15 protein-coding genes are annotated in these 19,340 nt (G+C 56.4%); 4 read left to right on the top strand and 11 right to left on the bottom strand.

The features are described from left to right. Positions 1 to 12: 12 nt before the first annotated feature. The 7 genes from OK409_RS05160 to OK409_RS05190 all read right to left on the bottom strand — a co-directional run bounded on the left by OK409_RS05160 (position 13) and on the right by OK409_RS05190 (position 8,998). The gene (locus tag OK409_RS05160; protein WP_124889969.1) at positions 13 to 873 is read right to left on the bottom strand and encodes a PfkB family carbohydrate kinase; all 861 of its coding nucleotides are present in this window, start codon (positions 871 to 873) and stop codon (positions 13 to 15) included. A gap of 2 nt (positions 874 to 875) precedes the next feature. Then, positions 876 to 1,733 (bottom strand): MurR/RpiR family transcriptional regulator, encoded by an 858-nt coding sequence (locus tag OK409_RS05165; RefSeq protein WP_010244943.1) that lies wholly within the window; start codon positions 1,731 to 1,733, stop codon positions 876 to 878. Then, entirely contained in the window at positions 1,733 to 2,704 is a 972-nt protein-coding gene (locus tag OK409_RS05170) for an ABC transporter permease (RefSeq protein WP_264366827.1), read from the bottom strand. Before OK409_RS05170 ends, OK409_RS05165 begins: the two co-directional genes overlap by 1 nt. 32 nt (positions 2,705 to 2,736) lie before the next feature. Continuing rightward, positions 2,737 to 4,239 carry a sugar ABC transporter ATP-binding protein gene (locus tag OK409_RS05175; protein WP_264366828.1) on the bottom strand — a complete coding sequence of 501 codons (1,503 nt, stop codon included), beginning with the start codon at positions 4,237 to 4,239 and terminating at the stop codon, positions 2,737 to 2,739. 16 nt (positions 4,240 to 4,255) lie between these two features. Next, positions 4,256 to 5,296, bottom strand: coding sequence for a substrate-binding domain-containing protein (locus OK409_RS05180; protein ID WP_010244953.1), 1,041 nt, complete (start codon positions 5,294 to 5,296; stop codon positions 4,256 to 4,258). A 56-nt stretch (positions 5,297 to 5,352) separates the two neighbouring features. Next, entirely contained in the window at positions 5,353 to 6,333 is a 981-nt protein-coding gene (locus tag OK409_RS05185; protein ID WP_033767233.1) for a TIM barrel protein, read from the bottom strand. Between the two features lie 307 nt (positions 6,334 to 6,640). Further along, positions 6,641 to 8,998 (bottom strand): membrane-bound PQQ-dependent dehydrogenase, glucose/quinate/shikimate family, encoded by a 2,358-nt coding sequence (locus OK409_RS05190; protein ID WP_158131702.1) that lies wholly within the window; start codon positions 8,996 to 8,998, stop codon positions 6,641 to 6,643. A 668-nt stretch (positions 8,999 to 9,666) separates the two neighbouring features. On the opposite strand from OK409_RS05190, the gene OK409_RS05195 reads away from it, so the two are divergent. Together OK409_RS05195 and OK409_RS05200 are read left to right on the top strand one after the other, a co-directional pair. Beyond that, entirely contained in the window at positions 9,667 to 10,680 is a 1,014-nt protein-coding gene (locus OK409_RS05195; RefSeq protein ID WP_236351741.1) for a GT-D fold domain-containing glycosyltransferase, read from the top strand. Between the two features lie 191 nt (positions 10,681 to 10,871). Further along, complete coding sequence (locus tag OK409_RS05200) at positions 10,872 to 12,194, top strand: MFS transporter (RefSeq protein ID WP_010670137.1); 1,323 nt, start codon at positions 10,872 to 10,874, stop codon at positions 12,192 to 12,194. A gap of 92 nt (positions 12,195 to 12,286) precedes the next feature. On the opposite strand, the gene OK409_RS05205 is transcribed toward OK409_RS05200, so the two are convergent. Together OK409_RS05205 and OK409_RS05210 are read right to left on the bottom strand one after the other, a co-directional pair. Further along, positions 12,287 to 13,717 (bottom strand): purine-cytosine permease family protein, encoded by a 1,431-nt coding sequence (locus OK409_RS05205; RefSeq protein ID WP_264366829.1) that lies wholly within the window; start codon positions 13,715 to 13,717, stop codon positions 12,287 to 12,289. Between the two features lie 354 nt (positions 13,718 to 14,071). Beyond that, positions 14,072 to 14,527, bottom strand: coding sequence for a winged helix-turn-helix transcriptional regulator (locus OK409_RS05210; protein WP_033757616.1), 456 nt, complete (start codon positions 14,525 to 14,527; stop codon positions 14,072 to 14,074). Positions 14,528 to 14,656: 129 nt separating this feature from the next. Here OK409_RS05210 and OK409_RS05215 point away from each other — a divergent pair, with 129 nt between their 5' ends. Further along, positions 14,657 to 15,868, top strand: coding sequence for an MFS transporter (locus OK409_RS05215; protein WP_264366830.1), 1,212 nt, complete (start codon positions 14,657 to 14,659; stop codon positions 15,866 to 15,868). Then, positions 15,865 to 16,749: an EamA family transporter gene (locus OK409_RS05220; RefSeq protein ID WP_264366831.1), complete on the top strand. Its 885-nt coding sequence runs from the start codon at positions 15,865 to 15,867 to the stop codon at positions 16,747 to 16,749. The genes OK409_RS05215 and OK409_RS05220 overlap by 4 nt, the downstream gene beginning before the upstream one ends. Before the next feature lie 16 nt (positions 16,750 to 16,765). On the opposite strand, the gene OK409_RS05225 is transcribed toward OK409_RS05220, so the two are convergent. After that, complete coding sequence (locus OK409_RS05225; RefSeq protein ID WP_010244979.1) at positions 16,766 to 17,398, bottom strand: DapH/DapD/GlmU-related protein; 633 nt, start codon at positions 17,396 to 17,398, stop codon at positions 16,766 to 16,768. Between the two features lie 629 nt (positions 17,399 to 18,027). Next, positions 18,028 to 19,329 carry a PQQ-dependent sugar dehydrogenase gene (locus OK409_RS05230; protein WP_010670132.1) on the bottom strand — a complete coding sequence of 434 codons (1,302 nt, stop codon included), beginning with the start codon at positions 19,327 to 19,329 and terminating at the stop codon, positions 18,028 to 18,030. Between the last annotated feature and the right edge of the window lie 11 nt (positions 19,330 to 19,340).

Consider the following 19,340-nt stretch of genomic DNA (forward strand, 5'->3'; position numbering starts at 1 on the left):
GCACGCCATTAATCAGTGCGGCTGCCGGGAAACGTGTTCGGCAGCTGCACGATTTGCCGCACTCACCGCTTCTGCCAGCGTTACCCCGCTACTCAGGCGCTGACACAACACGCCGACAAAACAATCCCCGGCACCGTGGGTGCTCACCAGTGTCACCTTCTGAGCCGCCAGTGTATGCGTCTCTCCCGCCTCGCTGTAAGCCACACCATGTTCACCAGCGGTAACCACCACTCTGGCAAACCGGCTGGCCAGCGATTCTGCCGCTGAGCGCGCCGACGTCAGATCCTGCACGCTAATCCCGCACATATCGCGCGCTTCAATGGCGTTCACCACCAGCAGATCGATACAGTTTTCAAACGCGGCTGACAACGGCCGGGCGGGCGCGGCATTGACGCAGACCGTAATCCCCCGCTGCTGTGCTGCCCGGGCCGCACAGAGGTTCACCGCTTCAGGGACTTCATTTTGCAGCACCAGCAGCGACACCTCCTGCCAGAAGCCGGGTTGCTCAAAGGTCTCCAGCGGGATCTGCTGATTAGCATTGGAGACCACCACCGCACCGTAATCTCCTTCGGCATCGGTAATCGCCACGCTCATCCCGGAGGGAAGCGCATCAATGATGCTGACGGCGGTGCAATCGACCCCGGCCTGCTGCAGATGATCCAGCAGGAATTGCCCCTGCTGATCGCGCCCCACTGAACCGGCGAAGCGCACTGCGGCACCCGCGCGTGCCGCTGCGACGGCCTGATTACCCCCCTTGCCACCAAACTTATAGTGACAGGCGCTGCCCATCACCGTTTCGCCTTTTTCTGGGCGATGGTGTGCATCCAGCATAATGTCGTAGTGAAGACTGCCGGTGACTGCAATTTTGCTCATAGCTAGAATTCCCGCAGATCCTGAACCGCATGCTGGGTTTTCATCAGGTTCTTCTCCGCCCGCTTCAGATCTTTCTTGGCGATAGCGACAAACAGCGCATCCAGAATATTGAGCTGGGCGATGCGTGACGCGGCGTTTTCACCCAGCAGATGCGATCCCTGAGAGGTTGAATTGAGGACCACATGCGCACTCTTCGCGATCGGGGATTCGGCGTAGTTGGTAATGGCGATAACTTTCGCGCCATTCCTCCCCGCCAGTCTGACCGGATCGTTCACCGCGCGCGTAGCACCCGAATGGCTGATGGCGATAACCACATCGTCATCAGATAACACGGCGGCTGACATCAGCATGATGTGGGCGTCGTCATAGGCAGTCGACTTAATGCCAATCTTCAGCATCTTGTGTGACAGGTCCCGCGCCACGGCGGCAGAACCGCCCACGGCGTAGAGATCGATATGACGCGCTTTAAAGATAATGTCCGCCGCACGATTGAATTCAGAAACATCCAGAATCGATAAGGTCTCTTCAATCGCCTGGATAGAGGTTCTGAAAACTTTGGCCAGCAACTGCTCCGACGAATCATCCGGCTCAATTTCCGCATGCAGCCCTGCCACTTCAGACTGGTTGTAATAGATCAGGCCACTTCTGAAATGCCTGAAGCCGGTGAAGTTAAGTTTTTTGGTAATCTTAACGATCATCGCTTCAGAGACATTATTCTCCCGCGCAATCTCCTTTAATGAGGATTGCTCGGTAATGTCGGTTCGGGCAATTATCGCCTCAGCTACCCGACGTTCTAACGGCGTCAGCTGGGGCAAACGCATACGAATCTGAGCGCCAATGGCTCGCGGATCTTGCTTCATTACTTGCCTCGGGTCGCCCGGTCAATCAACATCGCTATGATAATAATAAGGCCGGTAGCGAGCAATTGGTAAAAGGCCTGAATGTTCAGTAAGGTCAAGCCATTACGTAACGCACCGAGGATAACCACGCCGATCAGCGTTCCGAAGATACTGCCCTTGCCGCCCATTAACGACGCACCGCCAATGGCCGCCGCCGCAATCGCATCCAGCTCCCACAGGTTGCCGATGGTCGGTTCGGCAGCCCCCAGACGACCAATCAGAATCAGCGAGGCCAGTGAGGCAAGCAGGCCGGAGAAGATATAGACCGTGACCTTGGTGCGCTTAACCGGCACACCCGCGACCCGCGCCGCCTCTTCATTGCCGCCAATCGCCAGAATATATTCCCCCAGTGGGGTCTTATTCATCACCGTCCACAGCAGCAGCGCAATCACTGCCACAATCACAATCGGCGTTGGGATACCGAAAAGCGTACTGTTGATCAGGCTGCGAAATTCCAGCGGAATACCGAAGATGGGATTGCCGCCGGTGTAGATCAGCGCTATCGCCCGGAACAGCGACAGGCCGCCCAGCGTGACAATAAACGGCTGCAGCCCGGCATAGGCGATCAGCGTGCCGCTGAACAGCCCGCACATCGCGCCCACACCCAGCGTCGCGAGGATCGCCAGCGGCACCGGCACGCCCGATACCATCAGGGTTGCACCCAGCACCGCAGAGAGCGCCGCCGTGGGACCGACCGAGAGGTCAATCCCGCCGGAGATAATCACCAGCGTCATGCCCAGTGCAATCAGGGCGTTGATTGAGGACTGCTGCAGAATATTAAGCAGATTAGGCAGGGTGAAAAAGACCGGCGACAGAAACGAAAATGTCACCACGATAATCAGTAAGCCAATTAAGGTACCGGCATCACGCAGATTAAATTTAAGCCGCAGCGCAGGTCGGGTACCCGGCCCGGTAGATGTCTGAGTTGTCATAGTTATAACCTTAAATAGTGTCAGGTAAGCGGTCAGGCGGTCTGGTCGATATCTTTGATGGCATAACGGGCAATGTTCTCTTCGGTGATCGCGCTGCCGGTTAACTCTTTGGTTATCCGGCCCTCGCGCATCACCAGCACCCGATCGGAGATGCGCATGATCTCGGTCATTTCTGACGACACCACCACAATGGCTTTGCCCGCCTGGGCCAGTTTTTCAATCAGGTGATAGATTTCAGACTTGGCACCAATATCGATACCGCGCGTCGGCTCATCAAACAGAAACACATTGGCATCCGCCGCAACCCAGCGGCCGATGATCACTTTTTGCTGATTGCCGCCGCTCAGCGTGCCGATGGTTTTCTCAATGTCGAGCGGGCGCAGTTTCAGGTCGCCCATGACCCTCAGCGCCTCGCGGTCCAGCCGGACCTGGTTCATCAGCCCCGCCGACGTGAAGCGGTGCATCGACGGCAGCGCCATATTCATCTTCACCGCCCGCTCTTTGATAATGCCCTCTTTTTTGCGGTCTTCTGGTACCAGGCCAATGCCCGCCTTGATCGCCGCACGCACGTTGTGGTTCTTCACCGCGGCACCGTTGACGCTCACCGTGCCACGGGTGCGCCTGTCGATACCGGCAATCAGCTTCAGCAGTTCGGTGCGCCCCGCGCCGACCAGTCCGGCAATGCCCAGCACTTCGCCCGCACGAACGCTGAAGTTTGCCGCCACCACCTCATTGCCACGCGTCAGATCCTCTACCCGCAGCACTTCGCGATCGGTGACAAACGCCTGATGGTCAAGCTTGTCGATCTTCCGTCCGACCATTTTGGCGACGATGCTCTCCTCATCCTCATCATTGATGTTGACCACCCCAACCTGCTTTCCGTCACGCATAATGGTGGCGCGGTCGCACACCCGGAAAATCTCATTCATCTTGTGCGAGACATAGATCAGCGAGACGCCGGTCGACTTCAGATCGCCAATCAGCTCCGCCAGCCGGTCAAATTCGCGTGGCGTCAGGCTGGAGGTCGGCTCATCCATGGCGATGATTTTGGCGTCATCCAGCAGCGCCCGGGCAATCTCAACGATCTGCTGCTGCGATACCTTGAGGTTCCTGATCGGCGTATCGGGATCGATAGTGGGATCCAGCGTCTTCAGAATCAGGGTAGCCCGCGCCAGCTGGGCCTTTTTATCCACCCACCAGCCTCCGGCGCGGGTCAGCGGGCGACCCAGAAACATGTTCTGCGCCACGGAAAGCTCAGGCACATGCTGTAACTCCTGGTGGATCATCGCGATCCCGGCCTGACGGGCGCTGAGCGGACTGCGGATCTGCACCCGGTTTCCATTGACGCTGATCTCTCCGCTGTCCGCACCGCGAACGCCGGAGAGGATATTCAGCAGCGTCGACTTACCCGCGCCATTTTCCCCAATCAGCGCGTGCACCTCGCCGGGCCGCACTGAGAAATCGACATCCTGCAGCGCGGCGGCGTTACCGTAACTTTTGCTGATGCCACGCATCATTAAGCGAAACTGTTCCATACCCGCTCCCGCTGACCTATTGTTGAGCCAGCAGCTGACGCAACCGGTTGTTGTCTTTGGTTGAGAACGCCTCAACATTCTCTTTTGTGATCAGCGCCTGGGGTGTCGAGACAACGCGCGACAGTTTCTGTCCATTGATCAGCCGGATAATGACGTCCATCGCCACTTCACCGGTCAGCACCGGGAAACTGTCGACCGTGCCGGTCAGCTCGCCGCGCTTAATCGAGGCGTAGGCATCGGAAATACCGTCAGTGCCAAAGATGGCCACCTGTGACGCTTTGTTCTGCGCGCGTACCGCCTCCACCACGCCCAGCGCCATGGTGTCGTTGTTGGCGTAGAAGCCGATCAAATCAGGATGCTGCTGCAGAATGGTCGATGCGGCGTTAAAGGCCTGCTCGCGACTCCAGTTAGCGGGCACGCTGGCCACGATGGTGAACTTCCCGGCGCTGTCCAGCGTCTCTTTAAAGCCACGGGTGCGCTGCCCGGCGGCATAAACCCCTGGCTGCCCTTCAATCACCGCCACGTTGCCGCCCTGCGGATGGTGCTGAATAAACCATTTCGCCACCCGCACGCCATTATCCTTCTGGACGTTGCCGACGTAGTAGCGCGCATTTGGCATCACCGCATCATTAACGTTCACCACCGGGATATTTTTACTGTTGGCACTCTCCAGTGCAGGCTCCAGGTTGATATCGGTCTGCGGCGAAACCAGCAGGCCGTTAAAGCCCTGCGAGATCAGGGTTTCCGCAATGGAGAGCTGACCGAGCTGATCGTCTTCATTGGCCGCCGCCTGATAAGCGACAGTGAAACCATACTTTTTCGCCGCGTTCTGGTAGCCCTGGCCGAGTGAGCGCCAGTACTCATTGGTCAGGGTTTTCGATACCCCGCCAATCTTCAGCGACTTATCGACTTTTGGCAGTGCGCCATATTTGGTGTCGAGCTGGGTCCAGTCGGTGCGATCCGGTTCGGTATCGGATTGCAGCGGTGCCAGTTCTGCCGCATAAACCGTGCTGCAGAGCAGTGAGGAGGCGATAAGAGCAAGCAGGCGTTTTTTCATTTTTTTATTCTCAGGGTGTTGGGTAGAGGTGTGATGTTTTTATGATTAATCGGCTGTCAGCGGGCCAGCATGATGTCATTGACGATCTGCTGAGAGGCCACCGCATCCTGACGCCCGATGGCCGCCAGTAACGCCGCGTTGTCGTGCAGCTGGTCACACAGCCTCAGCAGACGGGTCACGGTCGCAATATTGCTTTCTGCCTCACGGATCGGGTCAAGACCGCTGGCATCCGGGAAGGTATCGAAGTAGTAGGCACCGCGATAACCATCACGCTGCATCTGCCAGAGAAACTCCAGCGTGGCGCGTGGGTTAACTGAGCCGACCATCAGGCCGTCATCACGCTTGCCCCAGCCGTCGTTAAGGTCCAGCCCCAGCAGCCGTGAGCGGCGCGCCACCATAGCGGCGGCGTAAGCCGGGATCTCATTGGCAAACAGTACATGAGCAAAATCCAGGGTGATCCCCAGGTTGGCGCAGCCCGCCTCTTCCACGGCCAGCAGACAGGTGGTGGCGTTGGGAAAGATGCTGTAGGCGCGTGGCTCATTGGGTTTATATTCGATGCTGACGTCAATGTCCGGTGCATACTCCGCCACTTCACGTACGGCGCTGACCGCATCCTCCCAGATCTTCTTATAGTCCGCCTGGAAGCAGTAATCGAAACCGTCCTGCCCCATCCACAGCGTCATCAGCCGTGAACCAAATTCCCGACCCGCGTCAATGCCGCGCTTGGTCAGCTCAATCGCTTCGCGACGCACTTTCGCGTCGGGATGGGTAAACGCGCCGATTTTGAACTGCGGCGCGTCCCAGCGCATCTGCATACCGTTAACGGCCAGACCCGCATCACTGATCGCCTGGCGCAGTGTGGGAATATCGCTGGTGAGATGTTGCGGAAAGTTGAGGTCGAGATGCGTTAAGCCTTTGACCTTGCCTGCACGGGCAACCATCTGCAGCACAGAGGGCTTGCCCTGCTGATCGGGCCAGTAGAGGTGCGCCCCCGAGGCGAAAGAGTTAAGACGGGTAGCAAATTTCAGTTCCGACATGAGCATCAATCCTTCAGAGTGCGTATTGTGAAGTACTTTTCGTATTCACGATTAATTGTGAAGTCATATATTAATCTACGCCTCGCGGCTTAATGCGCAAGTCTGTCAGGCAGGAGAAATCGTTAAAGCGGGAGCGCTGTCACGAAATGGTTTCGATGCGTTATCAGATGATGTGAATGCGGAGATGAAAGAATTGAGATGAAATACAACAGGTTGTCGCGCGAAGCCGGGTGTGAGATCTGGCAGGCAGAGGTGTGAAAAAAGCTGAGCGCCAGGGCGGCGCTCAGCGGGTCGGTTTTTTAAAAAATCACTTCAGACGGAAAGCGACAACGCTGTCGCCCGCCGTGGTACCGAGCGAGCCGTGGCCGCCCGCGGCAATCACCACATACTGCTTGCCATCTTTGCCCATAAAGGTGGATGGCGTGGCCTGCGCCCCCGCGCTCAGTTCAGTCTGCCACAGCAGTTCGCCGGTGGTGCTGTCGTAAGCACGGAAGAAGTTATCTGCCGTTGCGCCATGGAACACCAGATCACCCGCCGTCAGCAGCGGTCCGCCGTGCGCCACCATGCCCATCGGGAAACCGAGCGGGAAGCGGCCAGGCAGGAAGCTGGTCTTGAGGTTTTTGGTGGTGCCGACGCGACGCAGCCATTCGGTTTTGCCGGTGGTCAGATCCACACCGACCATCCGTCCCCACGGTGGCGCGATGCAGGGAATACCCAGACCCGACGCCATCTGCTGGATGTGGATAGCGTAGTCACCGTGGAAGTTTTCATTCCAGTACGGCGTACCATCTTTGGTGAAGGTACGCTGGGTTTCGGTTTCCGGCGTGCGTCTGATGAGGTTGTATTTGTAAGCCAGGCGTACCGGTGCCGCAATCAGCATCTGACGCTGTGGATCAACCGCTACTGAACCCCAGTTAAACACCCCGATGTTGCCCGGGAAGATCAGCGAGCCTTTCTCCGTTGGTGGCGTCCACGGGTTACCGTCATAGCGCAGCTCACGGAACGTGGTGCGGCAGGCCATCTGGTCAAACGGCGTAATGCCCCACATTGACTTCTCAGTCAGCGGCTGCGGAATGAAGTTCAGGCTGGAGACCGGCTGGGTCGCCGCATACTGCTCGCCTTTAATGCCATCCGTGGAGACCTTAACCTGCTCTACCGGATAAACCGGTTCGCCGGTCAGGCGGTTCAGCACAAACAGGTTGCCGGTTTTGGTCGGCAGGATCACCGCCGGTTGCGGTTTGCCCTGATAGTTGATGTCCACCAGCGACGGCTGTGACGGGTTATCGCGATCCCAGAGGTCATGGTTCGAACTCTGATAACGCCATTTGAACGCACCAGTTTTCAGATCCAGTGCTACCAGCGCATCACGGAATTTTTCAGTGTTGCTGGCGGGATCGCGTTCAAGTCCCACTTCATCCGGCGAGGCGTTACCAAACGGCACATAGACCAGGCCGTTTTTCAGATCGGCGCTCAGGGTGGCCCAGGCGACCGGGGTATCCTGCGGATAGGTTGCCCCTTCAGCGACCGGTGCGGTGTTATCCGGGTTAGCCGGATCGAAGTTCCACACCAGACGACCGCTGACGGCATCATAGGCACGGATCACACCTGATGGGTTACCGCTGTTGAAGCCGTTATCCATCACCGAACCGCCGACAATCACCAGGTTGCCCGCCACCAGTGGCGCGGCAGTCTGCATCAGCGCGTGCGGACGCACCTCGCCCATGTTGGCGCGCAGATTCACCACACCGTTGTCACCAAAGTCAGCACAGGCTTTACCGGTATCGGCATCCAGCGCCAGCAGGCGGGCATCGGTGGTCGCATTGAAAATACGCTTGCGGCAGATGGCCGGCGATGTGCCCGTCTGCTGCTGCGCCTGCTGACCGGCATCGAAGTAACTCACGCCACGACAGGTCTGGTGCTGCTGCAGATAAGAGCGGTTTTTATCCGGCGTCGTTTTCCACTTCACCGCACCGGTTTCCGGGTCGAGGGCATGGACTTCGTTGTGCGGCGTACAGAAGTAGAGCATGCCGTTGGCTTTCAGCGGTGTCGCTTCAAAGGTGTATTCGGTCGCATCATCACCCTGACGCAGGTCGCCGGTGTGATAGGTCCAGGCCACTTCAAGATCTTTCACGTTATCTTTAGTGATCTGCTTCAGCGCCGAGAAGCGCTGGCCATCTGTGGTTCCGCCATAGGCGCTCCACTCTTCAGCGGCACCGCCGGTCGCAGAGGCGTTGCGCGGCGTATTAATGGCGCCCTGCTGCGGCAGCGGATCGTAGAAGCAGAGACCGATGACCAGCAGCACCATCAGGACGACGGAACCCCCGAGGAAAGGATGGAAACGACGCTGCCCCTGATAGAGCGGACGCACCACCCACGGCAGCGCCAGCCAGAGACCCAGCACGCCAAACAGGTCGCCGCGCGGGATCCACTGCCATTTATCGAAGCCCACTTCCCAGATAGTCCAGAACAGAGTGATCCACATCAGCAGCGCATAAAGCGTCAGCGCACTGCGTTTGTTCATCAACAGCAGAATCGCGCTGAGCAGAACGCCCACGCCCATCAGCGCATAGAACGCGCTGCCTCCTGCAAGCAGGAGTTGTCCTCCCATGTAAATCAGGGCGATAGCAAATATCACCATGATTATACTGGTTATTTTATTGATCATGATCCATCCTCGGGTCATTAGCGGCAATTGAAAGGTTAAGCTGGAAACATAAATTCAACGAGATTTTAACTTACGCACGAAATATGTAAAAACGTGTATAAGCGTTAATCATTAGAAATATTTATTATAAATGTCACCTGTTAATGCGGTCAGGCCGCTTTTTTTACTTTCTGAAGGGCTGATTACGGGATATCCATCACAAAAAATTAACCATAGGCTGCTAACGACCGCACCTTTTGTTCAAAGGCGATTAATTAACAGACAAGCCGCCCTTCTGTAACGCCAGCTAAAGTGTGCCCGACGAAAGTTTTTCGGAGTCAAATAATCATAATGGTTTATTAACTCTGCTCTGAAATAACTCTTATTGCTGAAATCGGGAATGTTACTGCCCTGCTGTTATTATTGGCGGCTTCATCAACGCTGGTGCGGTGTCGCTGCTGTTTAAATGATTTAATTGTGCCAGCCTGAACGCGTTTTTTATTATTTTCCTGAAAAATAACACTCAGGAAATAGATTAATGAACAAAGGCATTTTGCCGATGAAAACGATTTCAGATATTCCGCAGCATGACGATTATTTTATCTGTGATATATATCAGCTCTCTTATATTCGTTTATCCGGCCAGCAGGCGGGATTTTTCTGGCAGCAATAAACCAGGCAGGTTAACTATGACCGCACTTCACGCTATTTATCGCAAGTTTCGTTTCCCTTTTAAGTTTCTTAATGCTGCCATTCGCTATCCTGCCGCGCAGGCACGGGTAAAGCGTTATTCCGTTATGTCGATAGAAGAGACTGTCGATCTGTTATTACGTAACCCACAATTATCCCTGGCCCGTTATGGCGACGGTGAACTGGAAATGACCTGGTATAAAAATATCGGTTTTCAGCCATTTGACCCGAATCTCTCTGCACGGCTCAAAGCCTTGCTGCAGCAGGATTCAGGAGCCAACCCGAACTGTCTGATCTGTCTGCCGGATGCCTTTCGTACCACCCGTAATATGCGGGGCGGGTCGGCCCTGTTCTGGTTCTTCCATAAATCATTTTATTTTAAATATTATGAGGGCCTGCTGAATAAACAGTACCAGTATGGAAATACCTCGGTGACCCGTCCCTATCACGATTATAAAGGCAAGCAATTATCCCGGACGATATTTGATAAGTTTAAACAGCTCTATCAGGGCCGCCGGGTATTAATTGTGGAAGGCAGTGGCACACGTCTGGGATTAGGCAATGATTTACTGGAGGGAGCCAGCGAAGTGAAACGTATTACGACGCTGAACCGTAATGCCTTTTCCGTCTATGATCGTCTGTTTGATACCGTTTTAAAGAATGCCGTCAACTTTGACCTGGTCTTGATTTCATTAGGGCCGACCGCAACCGTGTTGGCATATGATTTAAGTCAGCACGGTATCCGCTGTATTGATAGCGGCCACGTCGATATTGAATATGAGTGGATGCTGGCCAGTGCCACCAGCAAAATAAAAGTGGACGGAAAAAACGTCAATGAGGCTGGCGTACTGCTGAGTGAACAGACGACGGTGGCAGATGCGACTTATCAGCAGCAGATTTTACTACACGTGGGCGAAATACCCCAGGTCGGGACGGCTGATACAGAAGCAGTCACGCAAGCCGTGGTTATCCCGCTGCCACACGTCAGCCCCAACCATCATAACGCCGCCTGAGCCTCACCACCGACAGGCAGCGGCTGCACCGCATTGAAGCGCAGGCGAATTATTAGCGGGATCAGTTAAGCCTATTCGGGGCGGGCTCAGGGGCCCGAATTCTGTGCTTGTCCGCTGTTTGCCGGATAAATACCCTTTCCGGCATCAATTTTGCTTCTGCTCTCCTGAGACATTTAATCAGGAGAAGTGAGATGACAACCAGCCGTTACCGTTACACCATATTTTCACTGCTGTTCCTGATCGCCCTGATCAACTACATCGATCGCGGTGCCCTGTCGTTTGCGGCTAACGCCATTGCGGCGGAGTATCACTTCAGCAAAGTCCAGCTCGGTGCAGTGCTGGGCTACTTTGGCTTTGGCTATCTGTTTGGTTCGCTGTGTGGCGGCTTTCTTGCCGACCGTATCGGCACGAAAAAAGTCTGGCTGCTGGCAGGCGTACTCTGGTCGCTGCTGGAGATCGCCACCGCCTGGGCGGGGGAACTGGGCATGGCGCTGTTTGGCGGATCCGCCATTATGGGCTTTGCTGCCCTTCGCATTATGTTTGGTTTTTCCGAAGGCCCGGCCTATGCGCTGATGAACAAGGCGATTGCTCACTGGGCACCCGATAATGAGCGCGGCTTTGCGCTGGGCATCGGCCTGCTCTCGACCCAGGTTGGCGCGCTGCTGACCGCCCCGATTGCGGTGGGCCTGCTGCTGCTGACCCATGACTGGCGCATGATGTTTATCCTGCTCGGTGTTTTCTCCCTGCTGGCGATGGCGCTGTTTGCCCGCACCTTCAGCGACAGCCCGGAGAAAAGTCCACATACCAATGCCGCAGAACGTCAGCTTATCCAGACCGGTCAGCGCCGCAGCGCGGGCGACAGCGTACCACTGCCCTGGTGGCGCTTCTTTACCAGCCGCACCCTGGTCTGCAACGCGCTGGGCTACTTCTCATTCCTCTACATCACCTTTACCCTGGTGACCTGGATGCCGAAATATCTGCAGGATAATTTCCATTACGACCTGCACTCACTGTGGTACGTCGCGATGATCCCGTGGAGCGGCGCCTGTATTACGGTGCTGCTGGGCGGTCGCATTGCCGATGCCCTGCTGGCTCGCTTCCGTAATCTGCGTCTGGCGCGCAATCTGTTTGCCGCCGTCACGCTGTGCGGCACCGCCTGCTGCTTTATGGCGATCCCCTATGTGCAGTCGGCTGCCGGGATTATTGCACTGATGACCCTGGGCAATGCGCTGAATGCACTGGTAAACAATGTCTACTGGTCGGTGGTGATTGATGTCACCCCTAAAGCGTCGGTGGGCACCTATAGTGGCATGACGCTGGCGATAGCCAATCTGGCAGCGATTATCTCTCCGATGCTCTGCGGCTGGCTGGCGGAATATTACGGCTATAACGCGATGTTTACCGTCACCGCACTGATCGCCTTTGGCAGTATGCTGGCAATGACACTACTGCAACCGGAGAAGCCGCTGGTGGCCGAGGCGCAGACCGGCGCAGCGGACGTTTCTGCCGCCTGATCTTAAAAGAGGATTTCCTGACACGCGGGTGATCACACACCCGCGAAGAGTGACACTCCCTGAAAGGCAGTCGCTCAGGCGGTCTGACCTTGTTATTGGGCGGGATAAATTGACTGTTCGGGGATGCCCCGACGATCCCAGCGGCTGGCGATCAGCCATAACAGTGCCGTCGCAAACCATCCGATGATCCACGAGACATCATTACCGGCAAAAATCCAGGTTAGCGATCCATGGTGCTGCGGATTATCGATAAACGGCAGTTGCACCAGCACGCCCAGAAAATAGACGGTAATACCGGCCAGGTTCCAGCGTCCATAGCGTCCGTCCGGCTGCGACAGTGCCGGGACATCAACCCTGCCCCTGGTGATCAGATAGAAATCGGTCAGGCTGATCGCGCTCCACGGCACAAAGAAAGCCAGCAGAAACAGCAGGAAGTGGGTGAAGGATTTCAGAAAGGCCGGTTCACTGAGCAGAGCAATGACGCAGGCCAGCGTAACCATAAGCACCACGAACAGAATGCGCCCACCCCGACTCAGCGTGGTTTTCTGCCGGAAGCCAGAGACAATGGTGGTCAGTGACATAAAACTGCCGTAGGCGTTCAGTGTGGTAAACGTGATTTTTCCAAAGCAAATGGCGAAATAAATCACCATGGCCATGGTCGCCGTGCTACCCATGCTCACGATGTAACCGACCTCATTGCCTGCAAACGCACTTCCGGCAATGGCAGCGACAATCACCCCCAGCGTCATTGAAGCCTGCGTGCCAAGTACAGTGCCAAAAAAGACTGAGCTGAAGAGTTTCTTCGCGGAGACATCAGCTGGCAGATAGCGTGAATAGTCCGAGACATAAGGACAGAAGGCAATTTGCCAGGATGAAGACAGGGAGACCGCCAGCAGGAAATTTGCCGGGGTAAAGTGCTGATTCTGCCACACGGCTGATAAGTCATGCGCAGAGAACAGCGTGATAAACAGATAAGCAAAGGCTAAAACGCCAATGACGCTCGCCAGCTTGCCCAGTTGATGAATCACGCGATAGCCCAGCACCGCAATGATCACGATGAGGATGCTGAACAGGATCATCCCGGTTGAATGACTGACATGGATAAGTTTAGCCAGCGCCTGCCCGGCTAATACTGTCCCGCTGGCTGAAAATCCCACATACATAATGCACACCAGCACCAGAGGAATAACAGCACCAAACACGCCAAACTGCATACGGCTGGTGATCATCTGCGGTAAACCCAGGCGCGGACCCTGGATCGCATGCAAAGACATGATCGCTGCACCCAGAATCTGCCCCACCAGTAAGCCGATAAGAGACCACACGACGTCTCCACCCAGCACCACGGCCAGCGCACCCGTGACAATAGCCGTGATTTGCAGATTGCCACCAAACCAGAGCGTGAACTGGTTAAAGGGATGACCATGACGTTCACCCAACGGGATGTAATCAATGGAGCGGGTTTCTGACAGGTCCTGTTTCTCTGAGCCTGAATAATCTGATACAGATGATTTGACCGACATAGATTCCTCGCTGGAACAGTGAGAGACGTGTTGACTGAAAGCGTGATTTGCCCAATCCAGGGTTGAGAGTACATGTCTATACAAGCAGCGATATTGTCATGCGCATCGGGAAGTTACAAGGCAACCGGTCATTGGAAAATGTGATGATATCGACAGGCCTGTCATGATGGGGCAGGAAAGGATGAGGGAGCGCGGGGACCTGTTTCCGGGGGATAACGCCCTTATGGCGGGGCGTAAAACGGGAGTAAGGCATTTTGTTCGATCACCGCTACAGGCGACAGCGATGATCGGGTAACGCGTACGATGTCAGGCCTGTCAGTTTCAGAGTGTGCGGAAGAGGAAAAACCCTGACGGTTACCCTTTAGCCACTACCCGCTGACGATGACAGTCGGCCGGTTCCAGTTTTTGCCCCTGTGAAGAGATAACCTCCAGGCGTGGCAGCGGCTTTCCTTCCGCATTATCCAGCAGCACGGAGTGGGTTTCGCCCTTCTCAAACAGGTAACGCTCGCCCCACTGGCGCATCGCGACCACAACCGGAAACAGCGAACGGCCTCTTTCGGTCAGGACATATTCGCTGTAGGCGCTGCCGTCGGAGGCCGGCGCAATCTCAAACACCCCTATCTCCACCAGCTGCTTCAGGCGTGACGCCAGGATATTTTTCGCCAGCCCCAAATTCCGCTGGAAGTCACTGAATCTGCGGACGTCATCAAAGGCTTCACGCACGATCATCATGCACCAGCGCTCACCTATCGACTCCAGGGTTCTGGCGACCGGACACTCGCTGGTTCTCAGGGATTCCTGCTTAGCCATGCTCTTCTCTCACGCTGCCTGTCTCATGATGGCAGTTTAGCCACTCCGAAAAGAAGTTGCAAAAAAAAACCAGCCCGGTTAAAGATATCGCCAATCCAGTTTCAAATAAAAACCAGAAAGGAAAGCAACATGACCTGTACGATTGGCAAGGCGCGTGATCATGAAGCCGATTCGCCCCCAGCCGCGATCCCGGTGCTCTCGTCCCGGATGATCTTTTTGTTCTCACTCATCTCTGCGCTGGCGGTCGCCAATGTTTACTCGGCACAGCCTCTGCTGGAATCGATAGCCGCCAGCCTGCAGGTTTCCACCGGCACCATTGGCACAGTGGTAACGGCCACGCAGAGCGGCTACGCCCTCGGGCTGATCTTTCTGGTGCCGCTGGGCGACTGCGTGAACCGCAAAAAACTGGTGATTACCCAGTTGCTGCTTTCCGTAGTGGCGTTAATCACTGCTGCGGTTGCGCCAGACCTGATGACGCTGCTCTGCGCAATGCTGCTGGTGGGATTAATGGCGGTGGTCACGCAGCTAATGGTGGCGTGGGCCGCCATGCTGGCATCACCAGAACAGCGCGGACAGGTGGTAGGCAGCGTAACCAGCGGCATCGTGATCGGCATCCTGCTGGCGCGGTTTGTTTCCGGAATGATTGCTGACCTGGCGGGCTGGCGGGCGGTCTATCTGACGGCTGCCTGCCTGTTACTCCTGATCTCGCTCATCCTGGCGAAAGTGCTGCCCGCCACAGCAGGTCAGACGCGGCGCACGTCTTATCCTCACCTCTTATTGTCTGTTTTCCGTCTCTTCCTCACGGAACCGCAGCTGCGCAGACGAGGGATCCTGGCGCTGCTGATTTTTGCAGCCTTCAGTATGCTCTGGTCTTCGATGGTACTGCCACTTACCGCCCTGTCACTGTCACACACCCAGACCGGGATGTTCGGCCTGGCCGGACTTGCCGGTGCGCTGGCGGCCTCCAGAGCAGGCGCATGGGCTGACCTGGGCCTGGGGCAGCGTGCCACCGGCTTAGCCCTGGCGTTGCTGACCTTCTCCTGGCTGCCGATAGCCGCGCTTCACACCTCGTTACTGTTGCTGATTTTCGGGGTGATCCTGCTCGATTTCGCCGTCCAGACGGTACATGTGATTAATCAGAGCCTGATCGTGGGCGCCCGACCCGAGGCGGCAAGTCGTCTGGTGGGTGCCTATATGTGCTTTTACTCGCTGGGCAGTGCGCTGGGGGCCATCGCCGCCACTCAGCTTTATACGCACTGGGGATGGCAGGCTGTCTGCTATGCCGGTGCAGCGGTCAGTGCCTCTGCCTTTCTCTGCTGGTCCGGAGTTCGTCACTCATGAAATTAACGCATCTGCTGCTCGCCGTCATGATCACCGCCATCTGGGGGGTTAACTTTTCAGTTATCAAGCTCGGCCTGCAGGCGGTCGACCCGTTTATCCTGGCAGGTATCCGCTTTACGCTCTGCGCCCTGCCAGCGTTGTTCTTTATTAAGAAACCGGACGTGCCGTGGCGCTACCTGATCAGCTATGGCCTGGTCTTCGGGATTGGCCTGTGGGGTCTGGTGAATCTGGGGATTAAAACCGGACTGTCGGCGGGCATCGCCTCGCTGCTGCTGCAGTTCAGCGCCTTCTTCACGCTGCTGCTCGGTGGCTGGGTATTTAAAGAGCGTCTCAGCCGCTATCAGATCGCCGGTTGTGCGCTGGCCTGCGCCGGTCTGCTGAGCATTTTTTTCATTACCGATGGTTCGGTGACGTTTTCCGGCATGCTGCTGGTGCTGGCAGGCGCGGTCGCATGGAGTATTGCGAATATCATCAATAAAAAAGCGGGCACCCGGCAGGTTTTTGCTTTTCTGGTCTGGTCGAGCGCCTTTGCACCCATTCCGCTCTTCCTGCTGGACGGGCTGGTCAATGGCAGCGCGGGCTATCACGCACTCTTCACCCATCTGGATGTGAAGGCGGTGTTGTCGATACTGTTTCAGGTCTATCCCAATACCCTGCTGGGCTACTGGGTGTGGAACTGGCTGCTGAAACACTATCCGGTTTCAACGGTCGCGCCACTGTCGCTGCTGGTACCGGTGTTCGGCATCCTGGGTTCAGTGGCGATATTTGGCGAAACAGTTTCACCTCAGAAAATCGCCGCGCTGCTGCTGATCATCGCCGGACTGGCCGTCGGGCTCTATGGCCAGCGGGTTGTGCGCTATTTCGGCGTACAAACCGGCTGACGGCGCCGTGGGGTGGCTATGCACCGTGCCGCTGGCAGAACGCTTCGATGTCACCGTGCTGAAAATCGGGCAGATTCGCCAGCAGTTTCTCCAGGGGCCAGTTCCACCAGGCAATGCGCTGGAGACGGGCGGCGATAGCCGGTGTAAAGCGCACCCGCAGTGGCCTGGCCGGCACCCCGCCCACGACGCTGTAGGGCGCGACGTTTTTCGTCACGACTGCACCCGCAGCCAGCACCGCACCATCACCAATGGTGACGCCAGGCAGCACAATTACGCCGTGACCTATCCACACATCGTGACCGATTATCACCCGATCGGCGCGACGGGCGGAAAAGAAGCCCTGATCGCGTCGGGCGTCTGGGTGGTAATACTCCGGGCAGTAGGTAAAGCGATGCTGGGAGGCGCGGTCCATAGGATGATTCGGCGCGCCAATGCGCACCTGATTAGCAATGGCGCAGAAGCGCCCCACCTGCGTATCGGCCAGGCAGCAGTGTTCGCCGACATAGGAGAAGTCACCCAGCTCGCTATACTCCAGCGTGCTGTGCGCCAGGATCTCACACTGCTGACCCACAGTGGTTTCGCGCATCTTCACACTCTCATCAATCCAGGTGTGCGCTAATCGGGCGGGCATAACGGCGGCAATGGACATAAAACTCCCGGTCTGGATAAACAGCGCCCCGGCGGCGTGCTTTGCCGCACCACCTTACCCGCCTCCGATGACAGAGAATTGACAAAGAAAAAAGGCGGAGTGGTTAGCTCCGCCTTGTTTCAAGTTCCGGTTAACCTGCGTGACCGGTCAGTTGCATAAGGGCAACGATGATCTGCAAGATGACCCGGATAAGATCCAGAATCAGCTTAGTCAGTTCCATCACTTTCCTTCTCCTTTTACAGGAGCGCGCTGTTCGGCAACCAGGGCTTTGACTCTACCCGCCGGGCGCCTAAGCACATCTTTGTGGAGAGAGCTGAGCGGCACTCATGGTTAAAGCCACAGGCCAGCACCACCTGATGCCTGCCGGGATTTTAAAACCGTGCCCCTGGGAGCGGCCAGTCGACAATGAGGCGATGCTCAACACTCAACACCTGTATAAACATACAGCATTTTGGCGAAACTTGAAATCCTTAGCCGCACATTTTACAATCTTGTTTGTGGAGAGTGCTGAGCACCTCGTTCGTAGCGCGGTTACCAGCCGGGTAGCGAACAAAAAATAAAGGATTTGGCGAAATGCCAAATCCTTTTTTTTTTATGCCTGCTTTCTGCTTAAAAAAGCAGCGCAATGCTTACTTCGCGGCGCTGATTCGCCAGACGGTATTACCCGCATCGTCAGCAATCAGGACACCGCCCTGTTTGTCGCTGGCCAGACCGACCGGTAATCCACGCACCTGCTTTTCGTCGTCCGTCAGGAAGCCCGAGACCACCGTCTGCGGCTGACCCACCGGCTTGCCGTTTTCAAATTTCACCCACACCACTTTGTAGCCATTCAGCGGCGTACGGTTCCAGCTGCCATGTTCACTGATAAACGCACCGCCCTGGTATTGCGGCATGTTATCTGCGCCGTAGAACAGCAGCCCCAGCGGAGCGACATGCGAACTCAGGGCATAATCAGGCTTAATCGCTTTCTCAACCAGATCGGGACGCTGCGGTTCGGCACGGGTATCCACATGCTGACCAAAGTAACTGTAGGGCCAGCCGTAAAAGCCTTTGTCCTGCACTGAGGTCATGTAGTCAGGCACCAGATCGGAGCCGATTTCATCACGCTCGTTGACGATGGCCCACAGTTTTCCGCTCTGCGGTTCCCACTGTAAGCCGGTCGGATTGCGCAATCCGCTGGCGTAGATCCGGCTGGCACCGCTGGCCGCGTCCACTTCCAGCACCGCGGCGCGGCGATACTCTGCGCCAATGCCGTTCTCGGTGACGTTACTGTTGGAGCCGACACCCACATAGAGCTTGCTGCCATCGGGGCTGGCCAACAGCGCTTTGGTCCAGTGGTGGTTAATCGGCCCGCCCGGCAGTTCCGTCACCTCTTCAGGCGCGGTGCGGATCTCCGTCTCCCCTTCGCGATAGGGGAACTTCACCAGGCTGTCAGCATTCGCGACGTAAAGGGTATTGCCAATCAGCTGCATACCAAACGGCGAGTGCAGATTCTCAATAAAGCGGTGCTGCTCCCATTTGCCATTGACGTTGCGCAGCAGCGTAATCCGGTTGCCGCCAGCGCCGCCCTTACCTGACGCTTTCTGCACAATGCCCATAATCAGCTGTTTAGGCCGGGTGGTGGGTTTGGCCGGGCCGTTGGATTCCGCCACCAGCACATCGTTATTCGGCAGCACATAAACCTGACGCGGATGCTGCAGATTGTCAGCGATCTTTTCGATTTTCAGCCCGTCAGCCACTTTTGGCATTTCGCCCGCTTTCCACGGCGTGCCTTCCGGCACCTGCATCGGCGGCATAAAGAAGTTCTGTGCCTGCGGCAGTTCGGGATTCGGTCCGATCTGCTTCTGCGGATCGACCAGCGCACCATCATCACAGCCTGCCAGCAGTGCTGTCAGGGTAAGCGCGAGCAACGTTTTATGCGGTATCTTCATGGTGGCTCCTC

Origin of the sequence: Pantoea sp. RG18, assembly GCF_025910075.1 — a bacterium.
In the GTDB taxonomy this organism is placed as follows: Bacteria; Pseudomonadota; Gammaproteobacteria; order Enterobacterales; family Enterobacteriaceae; genus Pantoea; species Pantoea agglomerans.

Excerpts from the sequence above, each read along its gene's own strand:
- OK409_RS05220 (WP_264366831.1), top strand. The coding sequence starts at position 15,865 with ATGAAATTAACGCATCTGCTGCTCGCCGTCATGATCACCGCCATCTGG.
- OK409_RS05200 (WP_010670137.1), top strand. The coding sequence starts at position 10,872 with ATGACAACCAGCCGTTACCGTTACACCATATTTTCACTGCTGTTCCTG.
- OK409_RS05175 (WP_264366828.1), bottom strand. The coding sequence starts at position 4,239 with ATGGAACAGTTTCGCTTAATGATGCGTGGCATCAGCAAAAGTTACGGT.
- OK409_RS05225 (WP_010244979.1), bottom strand. The coding sequence starts at position 17,398 with ATGTCCATTGCCGCCGTTATGCCCGCCCGATTAGCGCACACCTGGATT.
- OK409_RS05210 (WP_033757616.1), bottom strand. The coding sequence starts at position 14,527 with ATGGCTAAGCAGGAATCCCTGAGAACCAGCGAGTGTCCGGTCGCCAGA.
- OK409_RS05215 (WP_264366830.1), top strand. The coding sequence starts at position 14,657 with ATGACCTGTACGATTGGCAAGGCGCGTGATCATGAAGCCGATTCGCCC.
- OK409_RS05195 (WP_236351741.1), top strand. The coding sequence starts at position 9,667 with ATGACCGCACTTCACGCTATTTATCGCAAGTTTCGTTTCCCTTTTAAG.
- OK409_RS05185 (WP_033767233.1), bottom strand. The coding sequence starts at position 6,333 with ATGTCGGAACTGAAATTTGCTACCCGTCTTAACTCTTTCGCCTCGGGG.
- OK409_RS05190 (WP_158131702.1), bottom strand. The coding sequence starts at position 8,998 with ATGATCAATAAAATAACCAGTATAATCATGGTGATATTTGCTATCGCC.
- OK409_RS05170 (WP_264366827.1), bottom strand. The coding sequence starts at position 2,704 with ATGACAACTCAGACATCTACCGGGCCGGGTACCCGACCTGCGCTGCGG.
- OK409_RS05180 (WP_010244953.1), bottom strand. The coding sequence starts at position 5,296 with ATGAAAAAACGCCTGCTTGCTCTTATCGCCTCCTCACTGCTCTGCAGC.
- OK409_RS05160 (WP_124889969.1), bottom strand. The coding sequence starts at position 873 with ATGAGCAAAATTGCAGTCACCGGCAGTCTTCACTACGACATTATGCTG.
- OK409_RS05165 (WP_010244943.1), bottom strand. The coding sequence starts at position 1,733 with ATGAAGCAAGATCCGCGAGCCATTGGCGCTCAGATTCGTATGCGTTTG.
- OK409_RS05205 (WP_264366829.1), bottom strand. The coding sequence starts at position 13,717 with ATGTCGGTCAAATCATCTGTATCAGATTATTCAGGCTCAGAGAAACAG.
- OK409_RS05230 (WP_010670132.1), bottom strand. The coding sequence starts at position 19,329 with ATGAAGATACCGCATAAAACGTTGCTCGCGCTTACCCTGACAGCACTG.